Source organism: Streptomyces sp. NPDC054783, assembly GCF_053611725.1.
The window spans coordinates 172,910-191,959 of the sequence record NZ_JBSHAY010000010.1 but is presented as its reverse complement, the minus strand read 5'-3'; the positions used below and the strand labels follow the sequence as shown (position 1 = coordinate 191,959).

At 70.4% G+C, this 19,050-nt stretch carries 18 protein-coding genes; 8 read left to right on the top strand and 10 right to left on the bottom strand.

Annotated features, from left to right (window positions below; all coding sequences use genetic code 11):
- Window positions 1–77 precede the first annotated feature (77 nt).
- On the top strand, window positions 78–323 hold the full coding sequence (locus tag ACWGJ5_RS19915) for a hypothetical protein (RefSeq protein ID WP_453310977.1): 246 nt from the start codon (window positions 78–80) through the stop codon (window positions 321–323).
- A gap of 163 nt (window positions 324–486) precedes the next feature.
- On the opposite strand, the gene ACWGJ5_RS19910 is transcribed toward ACWGJ5_RS19915, so the two are convergent.
- Window positions 487–3,960 carry a S41 family peptidase gene (locus ACWGJ5_RS19910; RefSeq protein WP_453310976.1) on the bottom strand — a complete coding sequence of 1,158 codons (3,474 nt, stop codon included), beginning with the start codon at window positions 3,958–3,960 and terminating at the stop codon, window positions 487–489.
- Window positions 3,961–4,155: 195 nt separating this feature from the next.
- Here ACWGJ5_RS19910 and ACWGJ5_RS19905 point away from each other — a divergent pair, with 195 nt between their 5' ends.
- From ACWGJ5_RS19905 to ACWGJ5_RS19880, 6 genes are all read left to right on the top strand, one after another.
- Complete coding sequence (locus tag ACWGJ5_RS19905) at window positions 4,156–4,761, top strand: TetR/AcrR family transcriptional regulator (RefSeq protein WP_453310975.1); 606 nt, start codon at window positions 4,156–4,158, stop codon at window positions 4,759–4,761.
- 109 nt (window positions 4,762–4,870) lie between these two features.
- Window positions 4,871–7,096, top strand: coding sequence for an MMPL family transporter (locus tag ACWGJ5_RS19900; protein WP_453310974.1), 2,226 nt, complete (start codon window positions 4,871–4,873; stop codon window positions 7,094–7,096).
- Between the two features lie 148 nt (window positions 7,097–7,244).
- Complete coding sequence (locus ACWGJ5_RS19895) at window positions 7,245–7,760, top strand: YbaK/EbsC family protein (RefSeq protein WP_453310973.1); 516 nt, start codon at window positions 7,245–7,247, stop codon at window positions 7,758–7,760.
- Window positions 7,757–8,602, top strand: a complete 846-nt coding sequence (locus ACWGJ5_RS19890; protein WP_453310972.1) for an EamA family transporter — start codon at window positions 7,757–7,759, stop codon at window positions 8,600–8,602. Before ACWGJ5_RS19895 ends, ACWGJ5_RS19890 begins: the two co-directional genes overlap by 4 nt.
- Window positions 8,603–8,880: 278 nt before the next feature.
- On the top strand, window positions 8,881–9,771 hold the full coding sequence (locus tag ACWGJ5_RS19885) for an NAD(P)-dependent oxidoreductase (RefSeq protein WP_453310971.1): 891 nt from the start codon (window positions 8,881–8,883) through the stop codon (window positions 9,769–9,771).
- A 55-nt stretch (window positions 9,772–9,826) separates the two neighbouring features.
- Window positions 9,827–10,102, top strand: coding sequence for a DUF1876 domain-containing protein (locus tag ACWGJ5_RS19880; protein ID WP_453310970.1), 276 nt, complete (start codon window positions 9,827–9,829; stop codon window positions 10,100–10,102).
- 34 nt (window positions 10,103–10,136) lie between these two features.
- Here the strand turns inward: ACWGJ5_RS19880 and ACWGJ5_RS19875 are convergent, their stop codons facing one another.
- From ACWGJ5_RS19875 to ACWGJ5_RS19865, 3 genes are all read right to left on the bottom strand, one after another.
- Entirely contained in the window at window positions 10,137–11,297 is a 1,161-nt protein-coding gene (locus ACWGJ5_RS19875) for a serine hydrolase domain-containing protein (protein ID WP_453310969.1), read from the bottom strand.
- Window positions 11,298–11,380: 83 nt separating this feature from the next.
- Window positions 11,381–11,827, bottom strand: coding sequence for an organic hydroperoxide resistance protein (locus tag ACWGJ5_RS19870; protein ID WP_453310968.1), 447 nt, complete (start codon window positions 11,825–11,827; stop codon window positions 11,381–11,383).
- Between the two features lie 105 nt (window positions 11,828–11,932).
- Window positions 11,933–12,394: a MarR family winged helix-turn-helix transcriptional regulator gene (locus tag ACWGJ5_RS19865; protein ID WP_453310967.1), complete on the bottom strand. Its 462-nt coding sequence runs from the start codon at window positions 12,392–12,394 to the stop codon at window positions 11,933–11,935.
- 181 nt (window positions 12,395–12,575) lie between these two features.
- Between ACWGJ5_RS19865 and ACWGJ5_RS19860 the strand changes: the two genes are divergently transcribed.
- Window positions 12,576–12,914: an SsgA family sporulation/cell division regulator gene (locus tag ACWGJ5_RS19860; protein ID WP_351614321.1), complete on the top strand. Its 339-nt coding sequence runs from the start codon at window positions 12,576–12,578 to the stop codon at window positions 12,912–12,914.
- On the opposite strand, the gene ACWGJ5_RS19855 is transcribed toward ACWGJ5_RS19860, so the two are convergent.
- The 6 genes from ACWGJ5_RS19855 to ACWGJ5_RS19830 all read right to left on the bottom strand — a co-directional run bounded on the left by ACWGJ5_RS19855 (window position 12,915) and on the right by ACWGJ5_RS19830 (window position 18,904).
- A complete protein-coding gene (locus tag ACWGJ5_RS19855; protein ID WP_453310966.1) occupies window positions 12,915–14,585 on the bottom strand; it encodes a penicillin-binding transpeptidase domain-containing protein in 1,671 nt (556 codons plus the stop codon). It abuts the gene before it with no gap.
- Window positions 14,586–14,756: 171 nt separating this feature from the next.
- Window positions 14,757–15,374 (bottom strand): hypothetical protein, encoded by a 618-nt coding sequence (locus tag ACWGJ5_RS19850; RefSeq protein ID WP_453310965.1) that lies wholly within the window; start codon window positions 15,372–15,374, stop codon window positions 14,757–14,759.
- The gene (locus ACWGJ5_RS19845) at window positions 15,284–15,865 is read right to left on the bottom strand and encodes a hypothetical protein (protein ID WP_453310964.1); all 582 of its coding nucleotides are present in this window, start codon (window positions 15,863–15,865) and stop codon (window positions 15,284–15,286) included. Before ACWGJ5_RS19845 ends, ACWGJ5_RS19850 begins: the two co-directional genes overlap by 91 nt.
- Before the next feature lie 170 nt (window positions 15,866–16,035).
- Window positions 16,036–16,449 (bottom strand): hypothetical protein, encoded by a 414-nt coding sequence (locus tag ACWGJ5_RS19840; protein WP_453310963.1) that lies wholly within the window; start codon window positions 16,447–16,449, stop codon window positions 16,036–16,038.
- Window positions 16,450–16,459: 10 nt separating this feature from the next.
- On the bottom strand, window positions 16,460–17,245 hold the full coding sequence (locus ACWGJ5_RS19835) for a hypothetical protein (protein ID WP_453310962.1): 786 nt from the start codon (window positions 17,243–17,245) through the stop codon (window positions 16,460–16,462).
- Between the two features lie 381 nt (window positions 17,246–17,626).
- Entirely contained in the window at window positions 17,627–18,904 is a 1,278-nt protein-coding gene (locus ACWGJ5_RS19830) for a glycoside hydrolase family 3 N-terminal domain-containing protein (protein WP_453310961.1), read from the bottom strand.
- Window positions 18,905–19,050 lie beyond the last annotated feature (146 nt).

The following is a 19,050-nucleotide window of genomic DNA, read 5'->3' as shown; positions in this document are numbered from 1 at the left end:
GTCGCCCGTGTGAATCTGGTCGAGGCCCCACACAGGGGCCGGATTCTCCACCTCACCCACCACGGGAGTGAACCCACATGGGTATGAAGGACAAGGCCAACGAGTGGCAGGAACAGGGCAAGCAGAAGCTCGGCGAGGCCCGTGAGCGGGCCGGCCAGCGCGGCCAGCAGCAGCCGCAGCGTGGCCAGCAGCAGCCCCAGCGTGGCCAGCAGCAGCCCCAGCGCGGCCAGCAGCAGCCCCAGCGCGGTCGCGAGAATCTGCGCGACATCGAGGACACGGAAGCGGAGATGGAAGACCGCTTCGACCGGGACTACGACGCGTAGTCGCTGCGCTCGGCTTTGGCCGGTTTCCGGCGTGGGGCGCCCTTCTTCTCGAAGGGTGCCCTGCGTTTGTTCTCTGGGGCGGTTCCGGTCGTCGTCGGGTGCGGGATCGTTGTGGCTTGTCGCGCAGTTTCCCCGCGCCCCCTCGACACGCGGCCCTTGTTGATCAGCTCCCTGCGTCCCTCCTCGGAAGCTCGGGGCGGGCCCGGTCGGGGGCCTCGGTGTAGTCGGGGGGGATGGCGGCCGGGTTGGATTCCAGTAGTTCCAGGGCCAGTTCGACCGCGTCGGCCAACTGGGCATGCCGGCCTTCCGCCCAGTCCAGGGGGGTGCGCATGATCTCCAGGTCGGGGGCGACGCCGTGGTTCTCCACGGACCAGCCGTAGGCGTCGAACCACGCCGCGTTCATCGGCACCGTGATGACGGTGCCGTCGCCCAGCCGGTGCCGACCGGTCATGCCGACCACGCCGCCCCAGGTGCGCTGGCCGACCACCGGGCCGAGTTTCAGCAACCTGAAGGCGGCCGTGATCATGTCGCCGTCCGAGGACGTCGCCTCGTCGGCGAGCGCGACCACCGGGCCCCTCGGCGCGTTGGAGGTGTACGACACCGGTTGCGCGTCGCGCGTCAGGTCCCAGCCCAGGATCGTGCGGGTCAGCTTCTCGATGACGAGTTCGCTGATGTGCCCGCCCGCGTTGCCGCGCACGTCCACGATCAGGGCGGGCCGGGACACCTCCATGCGCAGGTCGCGGTTGAACTGTGCCCAGCCGGAGCCGCCCATGTCGGGGATGTGCAGGTAGCCGCACTTGCCGCCGCTCAACTCCCGTACGACCTCGCGGCGTTTGGCGACCCAGTCCTGGTAGCGCAGCGGCCGTTCGTCGATGAGCGGGACGACGGCGACCCGGCGGGCCCGGCCCGGCTCGCCTTCCGCGGGAAGGAACGTCAGCTCCACGGTCGTACCGCCGGAGCCGGCGAGCAGCGGATAGGGGCCGGTCACCGGGTCGACCGGGCGGCCGTCGACGTGGGTGAGGATCGCGCCCTCGCGGATGCCCGTACCGGCCAGCGGAGAGCGGGCCTTGGAGTCGGAGGAGTCGCCTGACAGGACGCGCTTGATCCTCCAGCGGCCGTCGCGGCGGACGAGGTTGGCGCCGAGGAGGCCCTGCCAGCGCTGGTAGTGCGGCGGGCCCTCGTCGCGGCGGGCGGCGGTGACGTAGGCGTGCGAGGTGCCCAGCTCCCCGAGGACTTCCCGCAGGAGATCGGCGAACTCGTCGGGGGAGGCGACCCGTTCGACGAGGGGACGGTACTGGTCGAGCACCGAGTCCCAGTCGATGCCGGACATGCCCGGGTCCCAGAAGTAGGCGCGGATGAGGCGGCCCGCCTCGTCGAAGGCCTGGCGCCACTCGGCGGGCGGGTCGACCACGTGCAGGATGCGGCGCAGGTCGATCCAGACGGTCGTGTCGCTGTCGCCCATCTCCGTGGAGGGCACGGCGCGCAGGTCGCCCTCGTCCACGACGACCAGCCGGGTGCCGTCGCCGCTGACCGCGAACCAGTCCAGGTGGTCGACCAGTTCGGACTTCTTCGCCTTGGCGAGGTTGAAGTACTCAAGGGTCGGGCGGCCGCTGACGTCGGCCGGGTTGGCGAAGGTCTCGCCGAGCGCGCCGGAGATCGGCCAGCGCAGCCAGACCAGGCCGCCGCCGGCGACCGGGTACAGCCCGGAGTACTTGGAGGCGATCACCGGGAACGGTGTGACCCGCATCGCCAGGCCCTCCACCTCCACGGTCACCGTGCCGGCCTCGCCGGGCTCCTCCTCCTCGACCGGGTCGAGCCCGCCGGCCGCCGGACGGCCCTCGGGGTTCAGGGCGAAGGGGGAGAGGGTCGCCGAGTTCAGCGGCACGAGGTACGGGCGGCAGCCGAGCGGGAAGGACAGGTCGCCGGTGTGGACGTCGTACACCGGGTCGAACCCGCGCCAGGAGAGGAAGGCTAGATAGCGGCCGTCGCGGGTGAAGACGGGTTTCTCGTCCTCGAAGCGGCCGTTGGTCACGTCCACGATCAGCCGGTCCTTGATGCGGGCCAGCTTGATCTGGCGCAGGGAGCGGCCGATGCCCGGGTGGGACCAGGCGAGCCAGGCGCCGTCCGGGGAGAAGGCGAGGTCGCGCACGGGGCCGTTGACGGACCGGATCAGCTCGGTCACGCGCTCGCCGACATCGGCGGCACTTGAGCCGTCGTCACCGGACTCACCCGACTCACAGGACTCACCCGAGCCACCGTCACCGGACTCACCGGACTCACCGGACTCACCGGACTCACGGGGCTCACCTGAGTCACCAAAGTCACCCGACTCACTCCCCGCGTCCGCCGTTTCTTCGGTGACCTGGCCGACTTGGCCGACCTGGCCCTCGGTGCCCTCCGGCTCCTCCGACACATCGATCAGCAGCAGCCGTCCGTCGTGCGAGGCGACCGCCAGCCGCTCGCCCAGGGGGTCGGAGACCATCTCCAGGACGCGGCCCATCAGGCCGGAGGCGAGCCGGCGGGGAGGGAGGTCGCCGGTCGCGCGGGGCAGCTGGGCGATCTCGACGGCGTCCTCGCCCTCGGCGTCCGTCACATAGGCCACCTGCCCGGTCGTGCCCAGCATCTCCGGCAGCCGTACCCGCACCCCGGGCGTGTCGGAGATCGTACGGGCGGGGCCGTCGCGGTGGGTGAGCCAGTACAGGCTGCCGCGTACGACGACGGCGCTGGCCCGGCCGGTCTCGTCCACGGAGACGCCGTCGACGTTCTGCGCGGCCGGCGCCTGGTGGCGGCGGCGTCCGTTGGCCGGCCCGCCCAGGCGGATGTCCAGCTTGTGCGGTACGGCCCGGGGGGAGAAGTCGTCCACCAGCCACAGGTCGCCCGCGCACTGGTAGACCACCCGTGTGCCGTCGCCGGCGGCGTGCCGGGCGTAGAAGGCGTCATGGTCGGTGTGGCGGCGCAGGTCGGTGCCGTCGTACGCGCAGGAGTAGAGGTTGCCGACGCCCTCGTGGTCGGAGAGGAAGGCGATCCGGCCGGCGACGAACATGGGGGAGGCCAGATGGCCGCCGATGTCGGGCACGAGCCGCCGTCCGTGCAGCCAGAGGCGGCCCATGGCGCCGCCGCGGTAGCGCTTCCAGGAGGCCGGTTCGTGCGGCGGGGTGCCGGTGAGCAGCAGTGTCCGGTGCTCGCCCTCGACGTCGGCGACCTGGATGTCGGCGACCGGGCCCCAGGGCAGTTTGCGGCCGGGGTCCCCGTCGGTGGACACCTTGTAGGCCCAGGTGAAGTGGGAGAAGGGCTCGCCGTGGGAGGCGACGGCGAGGATGTCGCACGTCCCGTCCTCGTCCGGGGGCGTCCAGCCGCAGACCTGCGTGTCGGTGCTGCCCCAGTACGTCAGCTGCCGCGCGGGGCCGCCCCCGACGTCGACGAGGTGGATCTCGGGGACGAGACTGCGCCAGCTCGTGAAGGCGATCAGGCGGCCGTCGGGGGAGAAACGCGGGTGCCCTTCCTTCGTACGGTCCGCCGTGAGCCGCCAGGCGCGGCCCGGGGTGTCGAGCGGGGCCAGCCAGACGTCGTCCTCGGCCACGAAGCACACCAGGTCGCCACTGAGGTGGGGAAAGCGCAGATAGCTCACCCTCCCCATGCTTTTCCGCCAGCTGGGGCCCAGCAACTTGTGCGGCCCGCACGGCCGCACCCGGTGCGGTCCTGACGGCGCGAACTTATGCGCCCCTCACGTTCGTGACCCAACACACGTACGAAACGGTTTCGTTTCGCATCGTCCCGGGGTATCTTCATGGAGGTACGAAGAAACAGGCTCCGGAGTGGGAAGGCGAGTGACATGACCGAGGCCGTCGCAGCGTCGCGTCGCAGCCGGATCACGCCCGAGCGCGAGGCCGAGTTGTACGAGGCCGTGCTCGACCTGCTCCGGGAGGTCGGCTACGACGCCCTCACCATGGACGCCGTCGCCGCCCGCACCCGGTCCAGCAAGGCCACGCTCTACCGCCAGTGGGGCGGCAAGGCCGAGCTGGTGGCGAAGGCGGTGCGGCACAACAAGCCGGGCGGCTCCGCGGACGGGGTCGACACCGGGTCGCTCAGAGGCGACCTGCACGCCCTCACCCTGCGCTCCGACGACTGCGAGATGGAACAGAACTCCGCGCTGATGCGGGGTCTGGCGATGGCCGTCCACGGCAACCCGGACCTCCTGAAGGCGTTCAAGTCGCATCTCATCGAGCCGGAGCTGGCGGAGTTCCGCCGCGTGCTGCAGCGGGCGATCGACCGGGGCGAGGTCCGTGCGGACAACCCCGCGATCGACTACGTGATGCACATGATGATCGGCGGGTTCGCCGCCCGCTCGCTCATCGACGAGCAGCCGCCCACGCAGGCCTTCCTCCTGTCGTACATCGACGCCGTGGTCCTCCCCGCCCTCGGCGTCACCACCACCTGATCACCCTCTGGTCCCCGAGCAAGCCCACCGTCTGACGTCACCGCTCACGTCGTCGGGCTGATCACCCCTGCCCTGATGAACCCAACGACCTGACCGGGAGTACGCCTCCGTGGCCACGTTTCTGTACAAGCTCGGCCGTCTCGCCTTCCGGCGACGGCACTTCGTCGCCCTCATATGGGTCGCGCTGCTCACCCTGGCCGGGGTGGGCGCCGCCTCCGCGCCGCCCGCCGGCAGCACGTCCTTCTCCATCCCCGGCACCGAGGCCCAGAAGGCCTTCGACCTGCTGGAACAGCGCTTCCCCGGGATGAGCGCCGACGGCGCGACCGCACGGGTCGTCTTCAAGGCGCCCGGCGGCGAGAAGATGACCGACCACGACAACAAGGCGGCCGTCGAGAAGACGGTCAGGGAGCTGCGGAGCGGCTCCGAGGTCGTCTCCGTCGCCGACCCCTACGCCGGGCACACGGTCAACAGGAACGGCACGATCGCCTACGCCTCGGTGAAGTACAAGGTCTCCGGCATGGAGCTGAAGGACTCCTCCAAGGACGCCCTGAAGGCGGCCGCCCAGCACGCGCGTGACGCCGGGCTGACCGTCGAGGTCGGCGGTGACGCGCTCACCGCGACCCCGGAGACCGGCTCCAGCGAGGCCATCGGCCTCGTGATCGCCGCCGTCGTCCTCGTCATCACCTTCGGCTCGCTGCTCGCGGCCGGATTCCCGCTGCTCACCGCCATCATCGGCGTCGGCATCGGCGTCTCCACCATCACCGCGCTCGCCAGCGCCCTGGACCTCGGCACCACGACCTCCACCCTGGCGTCGATGATCGGCCTGGCCGTCGGCATCGACTACGCCCTCTTCATCGTCTCCCGCTACCGCGCCGAGCTGGCCGAGGGCCGCGAGCGCGAGGACGCGGCCGGACGCGCCGTCGGCACGGCGGGCTCGGCGGTGGTCTTCGCCGGCCTCACCGTCGTCATCGCCCTGGTCGGCCTGTCGGTCGTCAACATCCCGATGCTGACCAAGATGGGCATCGCTGCGGCGGGCACCGTCGCCATCGCCGTCCTCATCGCGCTGACGATGATCCCGGCGCTGCTCGGCTACGCCGGCCGCAAGGTCAAGCCGGCCGGCCAGAAGAGCAGGCTCCTGGGCGGCGGCCGTACGCCGAGGAAGCCCGGCCGCCCCAACATGGGCACCCGCTGGGCGAGTTTCGTGGTACGGCGCCCGGTCGCCGTCCTGCTGCTCGGCGTGATCGGTCTCGGCGCGGCGGCGATCCCGGCCTCCTCCCTGGAACTGGGCCTGCCCGACGACGGTTCCCAGCCCACCTCCACCACCCAGCGCCGCGCCTACGACCTGCTCTCCGAGGGCTTCGGTCCGGGCTTCAACGGCCCCCTGATGGTCGTGGTCGACGCCAAGGACAGCGCCCATCCCAAGAAGGCGTTCACCGAGGTCGGCGACGAGATCAAGGGCCTGAAGGACGTCGTCACGGTCACCCCGGCCGTGCCCAACAAGGCCGGCGACACCGCGACGATCACCGTCGTACCCAAGTCCAAGCCGTCCTCGAAGACGACCGAGGACCTGGTGCACGCCATCCGCGACAAGGGCGCGGGCATCGCCGAGAAGACCGACTCCAGGCTGCTGGTCACCGGCTCCACGGCGATGAACATCGACGTCTCGCAGAAGCTGAACGACGCGCTGCTGCCCTACCTGGCGCTGGTGGTCGGCCTGGCCTTCCTGCTTCTGATCGTGGTCTTCCGCTCGGTCCTCGTCCCGCTGAAGGCGGCCCTCGGCTTCCTGCTCAGCGTGCTCGCGGCCCTCGGTGCGGTCGTCGCGGTCTTCCAGTGGGGCTGGCTGTCGGGTCTGATGAACGTCGAGCAGACCGGCCCGGTCATGTCGATGATGCCGATCTTCATGGTGGGTGTCGTCTTCGGTCTGGCGATGGACTACGAGGTCTTCCTCGTCACCCGGATGCGGGAGGCGTACGTCCACGGCGAGAAGCCCAGCCAGGCCGTCGTGACCGGATTCAGGCACGGGGCGCGGGTCGTCACGGCCGCCGCCGTCATCATGATCGCCGTCTTCTCCGGCTTCATCGGCTCCAGCGAGGCGATGGTCAAGATGATCGGCTTCGGCCTCGCGATCGCCGTCTTCTTCGACGCGTTCATCGTCCGCATGGCCATCGTCCCGGCGGTCCTCGCCCTGCTCGGCAAGCGGGCCTGGTGGCTGCCGAAGTGGCTCGACCGCGCGCTGCCCAACGTGGACGTCGAGGGCGAGGGCCTGCGCACGGAGTCCTCCGCGGGCGGCAAGGACGCCGACCCCGACGGGGAGAGGGAGCTGGTACGGGTCTGACGTACCGCTCCTGAGTCGGAGCCGCCGGTGAGGGTGCCCGTGGGGACGGGGCTGCACCCTCACCGGCTTTCCGCACCCTCACCGGCTTTCCGCCCGGCCCCGGAAAACGTCGTGATCAGGGTACGGGCGATGCCGTAGCGTGCCCGGCATGACGACGACAGCCGCCACTGACGCCGAAGAATCCGGGGCCCACCCCCGTTTCGCGGAGGCCCTGCGCGCGCTCGGGCTCGAGGACCTGCTCGCCCATGCCCGGCGGTTCCCGGAGGCCACCCGCACCGCAGCCGAGGCCGCCGCCGCGATCGGGTGCGAGCTCAGCCGGATCTGCAAGTCCCTGGTCTTCGCCGCCGACGGGGTACCGGTGCTGGTCCTCATGGACGGGGCCTCGCGCGTGGACGTCGAGCGGGTACGGCAGGAACTGGACGCCGGCAAGGTCACCCGGGCCGACGCCGGTGTCGTACGCGAGACCACCGGGTACGCCATCGGCGGCGTGCCGCCCTTCGGGCACCGCACACGCACGCGTGTCCTCGCCGACCGCTCGCTGCTCGCCCACGACGTGGTGTGGGCGGCCGCCGGAACGCCGCACACCGTCTTCCCGATCGAGCCGAAGGCGCTCGTGACCCACGCCGGTGCCGAGCTGGTGGACGTGCGCGAGCAGACCGCGTGACGCCGCTCGTCACCGCCGCCGTCCTGCTCGCCGCCATCACCCACGCCAGCTGGAACGCCATCGCGCACCGGATCACCGACAAACTCGTCGGCTTCACCCTCATCTCCGGGGGCGGGGTGCTGATCGGACTGGCGATCGCGCCCTTCGTGGCCTTCCCGGCGGGGGCCGCCTGGCCGTACCTGCTGGTCTCGGCGGTCGTCCACATCGTCTACTACGCCCTGCTGATGACCTCCTTCCGGCTCGGCGACTTCGGGCAGGCATACCCCATCGCACGCGGCAGCGCCCCGCTCGTGGTCACGGTGCTGGCCGCCGCGTTCGCGCACGAGGTGCCCGGCGACTGGGCGCTGGCCGGGATCGCCGTGTCCTGCGTGGGGCTCATCGGCGTCAGCCTGTGGGGGCTGCGCGGCAGGCGGCCCGACTGGGCGGCGATCGGTGCGGCCCTCGCGACCGGGCTGACGATCGCGGCGTACACGGTGATCGACGGCCTGGGCGTACGGGCCGCGCACTCACCCCTCGGGTACATCGCCTGGCTCATGGCCATCGAAGGAGCCGTCATCCCGGCGTACATGTGTGCACGCGCGCGTGCCGACACCGTCCGGCTGCTCCGCCCCCACGCCGCCCTCGGCCTGCTCGGCGCCGCCCTGTCCGTCACCGCGTACGCCCTGGTCCTCTGGGCGCAGACCCGTGCCGAACTCGCCCCGATCGGCGCCCTGCGCGAGTCCTCGATCATCGTCGGTGCGGCGATCGGCGCCCTGTTCTTCAAGGAGCGGTTCGGCGCGCCCCGGCTGGCGGCGGCGGGTCTGCTGGTCGTGGGGATCGGGCTGATGCTCCACGCGGGGTAGTCGCGGGCCACCGGCGGGAGGCCGAGGACGGTGTGGCCGTTCAGCCGCCGGACGCGGGCGGGTTCGGGCCGGGCGTTCCACCAACGGCGCGTCCACGTCCCCCGAGGCGGCCCGGGTCGTCACCTCCATGTCCAGCTGCAGCGCGCCCGAGTTCTTCCAACGGAGCTGACCGCGGCGCCACCGCCGTGACCGCTGCCGGAAAGGAGCGGTCCAAAGGGGCATCCGTACCAACATGACGGGGGAGGAGGGGGACAGGGACCGTGGACAGGGAGCCGTCAATGACCGACAAGCCGACCGTCAGCGTTCTGGGCACCGGCATCATGGGGGCCGCGATGGCCCGGAACCTGTGCCGCGCCGGGCTGGGCGTGCGTGTGTGGAACCGCACCCGTGAGAAGGCCGAGCCGCTCGCCGCCGACGGCGCACGGATCGCCGGCACACCCGCGGAGGCCGTCGAGGGCACGGACGTCGTCGTGACGATGCTGTACGACGGCAACACCGTCCTGGACGTCATGCGCGAGGCCGCGCCGGCACTGCGGCCCGGCACGGTGTGGGCGCAGTGCACCACCGCCGGGATCGAGCTGGTCACCGACCTGGCCGCCTTCGCCGGCGAGCACGGACTCGTCTTCTACGACGCACCCGTCCTCGGCACCAAGCAGCCCGCCGAGGCCGGTCAGCTGACCGTGCTGGCCGCCGGGCCGGAGGAGGGCCGGCGGACGGTCGCGCCCGTCTTCGACGCGGTCGGCGCGAAGACCGTGTGGACCGGGTCCGACGGCGGCGCGGGCAGCGCCAGCCGGCTGAAGCTGGTCGCCAACAGCTGGGTGCTCGCGGCCACCGCGGCGGCCGGGGAGGTCCTCGCCCTCTCCCGGGCCCTCGGCGTGGATCCGCAGGGTTTCTTCGACCTCATCGAGGGTGGTCCGCTCGACATGGGGTACCTGCGCGCGAAGTCCGCGCTGGTGCTCGACGGCAGGCTGACCCCGCCGTCGTTCGCGGTGGTCACCGCGGAGAAGGACGCCCGGCTCATCGTCCGGGCGGGTGAGCGGGGCGGGGTACGTCTCGACGTCGCCGCCGCGGCCGCCGAACGGTTCGCCCGCGCCGCCGCCCAGGGGCACGCGGACGAGGACATGGCCGCCGCGTACTTCGCCAGCTTCGAGGACGAGGCGTCGACATGACGGGCCGGGGTGCCGGGGCGCACCCTGGAAGCAAGGGTTTTCGGAGGTGATCGTCATGACGCACACCGCTGTGGGATGGCACATCGAGCTCGAGTTCAAGGAGGACGATCAGCACACGAGGGCGGCGGCCTTGGTGCGCTTGCCCGACGGAAGCGAGGTTCGGGCGCACGGCCACGCGACCCGGCACCGCATCGACGCCAACCAGCCCAGGGTCGGCGAGGAGATAGCCGGCGCACGTGCCCTCAACGAACTGGCCATGCAGTTGCTGACCAAGGCCCACGACGAGATCGACGCGGCGTCCGGACGGACCTCGCACACGATCAACGTGTGACAGCGCCTACACGGTGCGTCGTGCGTACGGCGCCCTACGCGAGCGCCGTGCGCACCGCCCGTACCAGCGCCTGCGCCCTCGGGTCCGCCGTCACGCTCTTCCTGAAGCCGTTCGTGACATAGCCGAAGGCGATGCCCGTCTCCGGGTCGGCGAACGCGAGGGCGCCGCCCCGGCCCGGGTGGCCGAAGGAACCGGGGGAGAGCAGCGGGGACGCCGCGCCGTGCAGCATGTAGCCGAGGCCGAACCGGGTGCCGACCACCAGGACCCGGTCCGGTCCGGCGGACTGCTCGGCGCGGGCCAGGTCCCTCGTCTCGGGGGTGAACAGCCGGCTCCCGCCGTCCACCTCGCCGATGAGCGAGGCGTAGATGCGGGCCAGCCCGTCGGCGGTGGCGATGCCGTTGGAAGCGGGCAGGGCGGCCGCGCGGTAGGCGGGATCGTTCTCGTCGGGCAGCGGGGTGATCGCGGCGAACGCGCGCCGGGTCAGCGAGTCCGGGTCGGTGTAGGCCTCGGCCACCGCGCGCTTGGGGCGGGTCTTCAGGCCCCTCTCGGCCTCGGGTGCCTCGACCGGGCCGACGCGGCCCACGCGCGCGTGCTCCGACTCCGGCAGGCCGAGCCACAGGTCCGCGCCGACCGGGCGCGCGATCTCGTCCGCGATCCACTCGCCGACCGGGCGGCCGGTGATCCGCCGGACGAGTTCGCCGGTGAGCCAGCTGTAGGTCTGCGCGTGGTAGCCGTGGTCCGTGCCCGGCTCCCACACCGGCGCCTGTGCGGCGACGGCCGCGGCGCCCAGGTCGGGGTCGGCGGCCTCGGCGGGGGTCAGCGGGCGGTCAAGCACGGGCACGCCCGCGCGGTGGGCGAGCAGGTGCCGGACGAGGGTGTGCTCCTTGCCGGCCGCCTTGTACCCGGGCCAGTAGTCGCCGACCGGGGCGTCCAGGTCGAGCTCGCCGCGCTGGTGCAGGAGCAGCAGAGCGGCGGCGACGACACCCTTGGTCGCGGAGCGCACGATCTGCGCGGTGCCGGGCTCCCAGGGCGCCGTACCGTCCACGTCCCTGGTGCCGGCCCACAGGTCGACGACCTTGTGCCCGTCGCGGTACACGGCGACGGCCGCGCCGCGCTCCCCGAGCAGCGCGAAGTTCGCTGCGAACGCCTCCCTGACCGGCTCGAAGCCCTCGGCCACTGTGCCGTTCACGTCCACGCCCGCCGTCCCTTCGACCGCTGTCCCATCGCCTGCGACAGTGCGTGCAACACCGGCTGCGGGCCTGTGATTCCTCGGTGGGATCAGCCCAGCAGGATCGTTACATCGATGTTGCCTCGCGTGGCATTGGAGTACGGGCAGACCTCGTGCGCCGCGTCCACCAGCCGGGCCGCCACGTCCGGGTCCAGCACCGGCAGGGAGACGCTGAGGGCGACCGCGAGGCCGTAGCCGCGGTGCCTGTTCGGGCCGATGCCGACCTTGGCGGCCACCGCGGAGCCGGTCAGGTCGTAGCCCGCGCGGTTGCCGACGAGGATCAGCGCGTTGTGGAAACAGGAGCTGTAGCCGGCCGCGAACAGCTGTTCCGGGTTGGTGCCGTTGCCGTCGCCGCCCAGCTCCGGGGGCATCGCGACCTTCAGCTCGATCTGGCCGTCCTGGCTGGTGACGTAGCCGTCGCGGCCGCCGTGGGCGGTGGCCTCGGCGACGTACATGATCTTCGTCGGACGGGTGTCGACAGCGGTGTCCTCGGTCATGGCCGGCCTCCCGGAGCAAGTGACGCACAAGTACATCGCGCACAAGGTACTGGCTGGTAGGTCAGCAGTGGGTGCCAGGGGGTGGCAACCGGGGGTAACCGGAGATCAGCGGTCGGCCGCCGCGTCGGCGCGCCCGGTGAGGCTCCACAACGCCTCGCGCAACCGGGCGGCCTCCTGCGCGCCGAGGCCCGTCGTGTTGAGCAGTGCGCCGGGTATGCACGCCGCGCGCTCCTTGAGTTCCTCTCCACGCCCCGTGCACGCGACGAGCACCGAGCGCTCGTCACCGGCCGCGCGCTCCCTGCGCACCAGGCCCGCCCCCTCCAGCCGCTTCAGCAACGGCGAGACGGTCCCGTAGTCCAGGCGCAGGGCGCGCGCCAGTTCCTTCACGCTGGTCTCGCCGCGCTCCCACAGCACCAGGAGCACGAGGTACTGCGGGTAGGTGAGCCCGAGGCCGTCCAGCAGCGGACGGTATGCGGCGGTCACCGCCCGCTGCGCGGCGTACAGCGCGAAGCACAGCTGGTCGTCCAGCAGCAGCGACCCTTCGGCGGCGCGGTCCTCGTTCGTCACGCGCCCATTGTCACGGACTCCGGGCCGAAGCCGAACGGCATCGCCGCCCACGACACGCGCCGGGAGGGCGCAATCCGATTCGCGTCACCTCGCCATGGCGCAAATCGGAAAATATGGGACATTAGAGAAGAAAAGGAAGCCTGGCTTTCATGTTCGTCACCCAGCGTGAAGGGACTGTCCGATGTCTGTGGTCGAGCAGTACGCACGCGCCCACATCGTCACGGATGAGGAGGACCCGGGGGCCGTACCGGTGGTGCTGCGGTACGACCCCGACTCCGATCCACGGTCGGTCCGGGTCGGCCTGCCGGGCCCGCACGAGTGGACGTTCTCGCGCGCGCTGCTCGAACGGGGTCTGCGGGCACCGGTCGAGAGCGGCGCGGTGCGGGTGTGGCCGTGCGGGCGCGTCCAGGCCGTTGTCGAGTTCCACTCCGACAACGGTGTCGAAGTGGTCCAGTTCGATTCGAAGGCGCTGGTGAGATTTCTGCGCCGGACGTACACGGCGGAGCCGGTACGGACCTGATCAGCCGCCCATCTTCAGCAGGGTCGCCACGATCGGCCCGGCCGTGTCGCCGCCGTGGCCGCCCGCCTGGACCACGCCCGCGGCGGCGAGATCGCCCTTGTAGGCGGTGAACCAGCCGTTCGGCTTCTTCTGCCCGTCGACCTCGGCCGAGCCCGTCTTGGCGCCGTAGTCGCCGCTCATGCCCGCCATCGCCTTGGCCGCCGTGCCGTAGTCCGCCGTGAACCGCATGACATCCTTCAGCTGGGACTGCGTCGCCGCGGACATGGTGCGCTCGGCCTTCGCGAGCGTGCGGTGATCCACGTCGGGGGACACCAGGTACGGCTGGTGGAAGGCGCCCGACTCCACCGTGGCCGCCACCGACGCCATGTTCAGCGGGTTCATGCGCACCCCGCCCTGCCCGATCAGCGAGGCGCCCATCTGCGCACCGCTCTGCACCGGGACGGACCCGTCGAAGGACGGGACGCCGATGGCCCAGTTGTCCATGGAGAGGCCGTAGACCTGCTGCGCCTCCTTCGTCAGGTCGCTGTTGGACAGCTTCGGCGCGAAGTCGATGAAGGCGTTGTTGCAGGACGCTCCGAAGCTCTGCTTGAACGTGCCCTTCTTGATCTCGGAGTCGCCGTCGTTGTGGAACGTCCAGCCGGCCAGCTTGTACGTCTTGGGGCACGGGTGCGACGCGTCCGGCGTGATGAGCTTCTTCTCGAACAGCATCGTCGACGTCACGATCTTCATCGTGGAGCCGGGCGCGAGGGAGCCCTGGAAGCCGACGTTGAAGCCGTGGTCCGTGTTGGCGACCGCGAGGATCTCGCCGGTCGAGGGCCGTACGACGACCACGGACGCCCGCGCCTGCTTGGCCACCTGCTGCTCGGCGGCCGCCTGGAAAGCGGGGCTCAGCGTCGTCTTCACCGTGCCCGGCGTGCCCTTGCTCAGCTCCACCAGCGTCTTGTCCGACAGCCCGGCCTTCTGCGAGGCCTTGCCGCGCACCACGCGCAGCTCGATCCCGGCCTTGCCGCCCGCCGTCTTGCCGTACTTCTGCCGCAGCCCGTCCAACACCGCGCCCAGCGACGGGTACTTGGCGGCCGTCAGCTCGCCGCCGGCCCGGTCCAGCGCCTTGACCGGCGGGGTGCCGGACTCGCCGGTGACGAGCGTGTCGCCGTCCTTCAGGTCCGGGTGGACGACCGAGGAGTGCCAGTCGACCACCGGTGCGCCGTCACTCGCCCGCCGCACCACGGTGAGCGAACTGCCGTACGCCAGCGGCTTGCCGAGGTTCTGGTACGACACCGTCGCCTTGACGGAGAACGGCACCTTGGCGCCCGTCGGCGTGCCGGCGGTGAGCTTGACGTCCTTCAGGCGGGCGTCCTTGGTGAAGCCGGTCAGCAGCCCGGTGGCGGCGGAGGCGTCGTCGGTGGCGGCGGCCGCCTCGGCGATCCTGCCCTGCTGCCACGCGGTGATGAAGCGGGTGGAGGCCGTGCGGACCTCGGCGGCGCTGAGCGGTCCGGTCTTGACGTGCTTGTGGTCGGCCGTGGCGGACGTCCGCTCGTCGGCGGCGGCACCGCCGTTGGTCAGCGCGTAGACGGCGAACCCGGCGCCGCCGACGACCAGGGCGATCATCCCGCCGACCACGGCGGGCCCGGTCCTCCTCCGTCGCTCGGCGACGCGCCTTCTCTTGCCCACAGCCTCAGTTCCTCCGTGCCTTCCCCTGGGTCCCCGTAGCCCTCACACTCCCCAACGACTGCACACACCTTAAGGTCCCCGCCTCAGCGGGTGATCCCCGAGGCGAATCCGTAGCACGCTTGCGACAATCAGCCCGGACGAGCACCCCGGCACGCGGGCGTGAACGAAGTGTCAGCGGACGCGACGCCGTACGAGGGCGAACATGGCGGCGCCGGCGGCCAGCGCCGCTCCCGCGGCGGCCGCGTACCGGGGCAGTGCGCCCGCACCCGCGCCGGCCAAGGAGCCCCGCGTGGTGCCGCCCGACGCCGTGGCGCCGGAACCGCCCGCCGAGCCCGAACCGCCCCCGGAGCCCGAGCCGCCCGTCGACCCGGTGCCGGCCGACGACGAGCCGGAGCCGCCGGAGCCGCCTCCCGGCTTGCCGCCGACGGTCACCATGATCGCCGCGGTGTTGTTCCCGTCGTTGCTGTCGTGGGCGGGCGCAGACACCTTGACGGAACCAGGGGCGAGGTCACCGGGCTTGTCGATACGCAGTTCGAAGACGAACGGCGTGAACTGCTTCGCGTCGAAGTAGTAGTCGTCGATGTCCTGGAAGCAGGAGTAGCGCCTGGCTCCGGGCTCGCCCGAGCGCAAGTCGCCCTCGGCACGGCACTGGCTCGGGACCCCCACCGCCGTGGTGCCGGGCGGCACCGTCACCGTGGTCACGGAAGCGGGGTCGTCGCCGGGCTCCTCGCCCCATTGCGCGATGGTGGCGGGCCCGTTGTTGCGGACGCCCAGCTCCGCCTGCACCACCTGCCCGGCCTTGCCGTCGACGGTGGCGCACCGCCCGCCTCGCCGGAGACCCGGACCGTGCCCGTGAAACCGGGCTGCGCGGCAGCCAGCGTCTTGAAGTGCAGGGAGGGCCGGCGCAGGATGCCGCCCGGCTCGAGCGGTTCTCCCCCGTTCAAGGTCTTGCCGCCACAGACGAGGAGCAACTGCTGCTTCTCGACGCAGGACTGGTCCGCCGACAGACTCATCTGGCCCTTGAGCGCCGTGGCGTCGATCGTCACCGTGAAGTCACCCAGCTCCTCGGAGCCGGTGTTGCGCGCGTTCAGGTAGACGGAACCGACGGAGTCCTCGTACGGCTGCACGGTGAGCGGCTTGTCATCCAGGTTGGAGGTGAACTGCAGCGACGTGCCGGCCTCGGCGGCCTGGCCTGCAGCCGGCGCGCCAAGGGCCGGCAGGCCCACCGCGACGGCGGTGGCGCCGGCCCGCAGGGCGTGGCGGGGCAAGAGTCGCGGCACGTGCTCCTTCGGCAGATCGGCGGCCGGGGAGCGCGCATCGTCGACCCCACACCGGGCCCGCCGGCCGTGGCGGCGGATACCGCGTGCTGTATGAAGCCGGGTACGAGATCGGTCACCTGAAAGAGGCTCTTTCCTCCCGGTTCGCCTGGGAGTACGAGTTCAGCCTGGGGTTACTGCTCGCCATGAAGGCGGTCGCAGATAAGCATGACATCCCGTCGGTCCACCGCCCTGTCAAGCGAACGCTTCCAATCCAGCGTCCTGGCGAGCGACAGGATTCTAACCCCTTCATAAATCTCGGCCTCATCGATCAGCGAGTCGACCGAGTAATCAAACCACCCGTCCAGCACTTCGATATCGCCACCCGAAAGCAAGATGCGCCGCACGGGGCCTTTCGGTGCATCCGACATCTGTCCCAGCTCTAGAGCGGTCTTCCAGGCAGCTCCGCGGGCAACGATGTCGATGTCGCTGATTTCTCTGGCGATATTATGAGCCAACATCGGGGCGCTGCCGGCGATCACATAGTCCCCTACAGGCAGATGTAGAGAGATCAGTTCACGAAAAAAGGGATGATCGCGCAGCGCCATGATGGTCCTCCTATATGGGCGGCATCCCGAGTGCCATCCTAGTCACGCCAGACGTAACGAGAGCTACGGCCACGCTAGTCAGCGTGCCCACCAGATAGTAGTCGCCCACAATTTTCTCCGCCTGCTGAAGTTCCGGGAAACGGGCGAGAGACTTGGCGGTTACCACCAGGGCGGCAGGAGCCGGGTTCCCGGATACCAGAAACGAAAAGAGGATGAACCGCTCGATCCATCCGACGTGAGGACCCACCTTGATGAAGTCCTCGACATCCTCTTCAAATTCCTCTGCGCTAATTTTTTCCCGGATTTTCTCGACGAATGGCCTGACAATTCTGCCGATAATTTGCTGGCACCCGAATACGGCAATTAGCAGACCTGAGATTACGGTGCTAGATCGTCCGTCATCAACCACGGCATGCCGAATCGCATGAGAGATGGACGCAATGCCCAAGCCCATCGGGAGCAGGATCGAAAAGACCCCTAAAGCGGCTGCGGCATACTGGGCCCTTTTCGGTTGCGTCTTCTGGGACCATTTCGATCGAAGAGTCTTCCACTTCGATCGTGGGTTCGGAGGCTTCCAGGATTTTGGCTTGCACAGCAATGCAAAGCTTGCAGAGGCCAGTGCAACACAAACTACCGCAATCCACTCCTTGTAGGTAATACCTGACGGTGTCACCATGAAGGTTCCATAGAGCAGGGAGAATGTGATTGCATACCATGGCTGGTCTTTATGCCACGAGAACCCGGTTGGCACAGAAAATGCGGCTGCGAATCCAAGTACCGTACCCGTTAATGCCACGACACTCCCCCCATCTGCCTGCTCGCGGTCAAGGCTGACCCCGAGGCCGGCGTCAGGCCCTCCCCGCGCTGTACATGTGACTGGTGGCAGGCTATATGCCGCCCGCCTCGAGGTGGCCCGTCCGGCAACAGCTCCTGGTCTACGTGCGGTGCTGATCGCCGGCACAAGTCAGCGCCGTCCTGGCGTCCTACCGTCGTTGAGGTGGGGGTCCTGAGCCCATCGACATGCTGATGGCACCCCTGCTCCCGATGGAGGGCCACAAGCACCATCTGAACCTGCTGAACGCGGTACAGGCATTCACCGAAGCCGCCCGTGCGAGGCCGTGGCCGGGAGCGCGGACCACCTCCGCCGGGTCCAGGCCGGGGCTGAGCCTCTTCGTGCTCAGGAGCAGAGATTGACGTGTCGGACGGCCAGGACGTGCCCCGCCGCGTCGATGAGGCGGCTGCGGGCGAGGTGTCCGCCGGCCACGGCATTGGTGATCGCCGTGGCGATCGAGGAGGTTTGGGAGCTGACGTTGCCACCCAGGTCGAACATGACCATGTCGGCGCCGGAGCGCAGGGCCTGGACGGCGGCGGTGGAAACGCTGAAGCCGGCTGCGGAGATCGCCTTGGCGCTGAGTGAGTCGGTGACCACCAGCCCCTTGAAGCCCAGCCTGCCGCGCAGCTCGGAACTGATGGCGGTGGGGGACAGGCTCGCCGGATTGGTGCCCAGGCCCGGTACGACGTTGTTGGAGACCATGATGGCCGGGGCGCCGGCTTTGATGGCCGCTGTGAACGGTGGGATGCCCGCCTTCTGGAGGGTGGACCAGGGCAGGGTGTGGGCGGGGCCGAAGTCGGAGTTGTAACTCGAGCCGCCGAGGCCCGGGAAGTGCTTGACGACGGGTATCACGCCTCCGGCGCGCAACCCGTTCATGTACGCGACACCGTCCTTGGAGACCACCGAGGTGCTGCCGCTGAAGGACCGCCAACCGTCGGGGTCGGTCTTGCTGGGGGCCACGTTCCTGCCGTCGACGTCGACCACCGGTGCGAGGTCCATGTTCACCTGGGCGGCCGCCATCCTGGTCGCGACCTTGGTGACGTTCTGCTGGATCTGCGCCGGGGTCCAGTGCGTGCCCATGTAGGCGGCCCAGGGCAGGGAACCGACGAGGTTCGCCATGCGCTGTATGCCACCGCCCTCCTCGTCGGTCATGACCAACAGGCCCAGATGGCCCGGTACATGCGTCTTCAGTGTGGTCAACCTGGAGCCGAGGTCGGACGGGGCCTTGCTGCCGAACAGCAGCACACCGCCCGCACCGGCGCTCACCTCGGAGGTGACGTCGGACACCGAGGTCTCCGGCACCGGGACGGCGATGGTCAGCATGGCCAGCCGGCGGTTCGACCACCCGGCCAGCTTCGTGCTGTTGGTGCACGCGGTGGCGGTGGGGGCGGTGGAGAGGTTCGGGGAAAGGGACGGACGGGACGAGGAAGGCGCGGCGGACGGGGCGTGGGACGCGCCAGGGCTACTGGTGTGCGGGGCCGCCTTGGGGTTGCTCGTGCCACAGCCCGCCAGGAGCACCGCCGCCACGGCGGCGGTGCCCAGAATTCGTGCGTTCCCGGCCCGGCCGGAGAGCGGCGGCGGTGCTGTGGTTCTTCGGCGGTCACGGTACGACGGGAGATTCATCGTCCGGCCTCCTTCGGGACTGACGGCCGGGCCGTATGAGCACGGGGTGGGCTTTACAGCGCGTGAGATGCGCACCAGCAGGCATTTGTTCGCCGCTCCACAGTCTGACTGCCAGGATCTCGCGCCTCGGGGGCGAACGAAAGTCC

Excerpts from the sequence above, each read along its gene's own strand:
- ACWGJ5_RS19895 (WP_453310973.1), top strand. The coding sequence starts at position 7,245 with ATGACGACGACAGCCGCCACTGACGCCGAAGAATCCGGGGCCCACCCC.
- ACWGJ5_RS19885 (WP_453310971.1), top strand. The coding sequence starts at position 8,881 with ATGACCGACAAGCCGACCGTCAGCGTTCTGGGCACCGGCATCATGGGG.
- ACWGJ5_RS19860 (WP_351614321.1), top strand. The coding sequence starts at position 12,576 with ATGTCTGTGGTCGAGCAGTACGCACGCGCCCACATCGTCACGGATGAG.
- ACWGJ5_RS19870 (WP_453310968.1), bottom strand. The coding sequence starts at position 11,827 with ATGACCGAGGACACCGCTGTCGACACCCGTCCGACGAAGATCATGTAC.
- ACWGJ5_RS19905 (WP_453310975.1), top strand. The coding sequence starts at position 4,156 with ATGACCGAGGCCGTCGCAGCGTCGCGTCGCAGCCGGATCACGCCCGAG.
- ACWGJ5_RS19910 (WP_453310976.1), bottom strand. The coding sequence starts at position 3,960 with ATGGGGAGGGTGAGCTATCTGCGCTTTCCCCACCTCAGTGGCGACCTG.
- ACWGJ5_RS19840 (WP_453310963.1), bottom strand. The coding sequence starts at position 16,449 with ATGGCGCTGCGCGATCATCCCTTTTTTCGTGAACTGATCTCTCTACAT.
- ACWGJ5_RS19880 (WP_453310970.1), top strand. The coding sequence starts at position 9,827 with ATGACGCACACCGCTGTGGGATGGCACATCGAGCTCGAGTTCAAGGAG.
- ACWGJ5_RS19915 (WP_453310977.1), top strand. The coding sequence starts at position 78 with ATGGGTATGAAGGACAAGGCCAACGAGTGGCAGGAACAGGGCAAGCAG.
- ACWGJ5_RS19830 (WP_453310961.1), bottom strand. The coding sequence starts at position 18,904 with ATGAATCTCCCGTCGTACCGTGACCGCCGAAGAACCACAGCACCGCCG.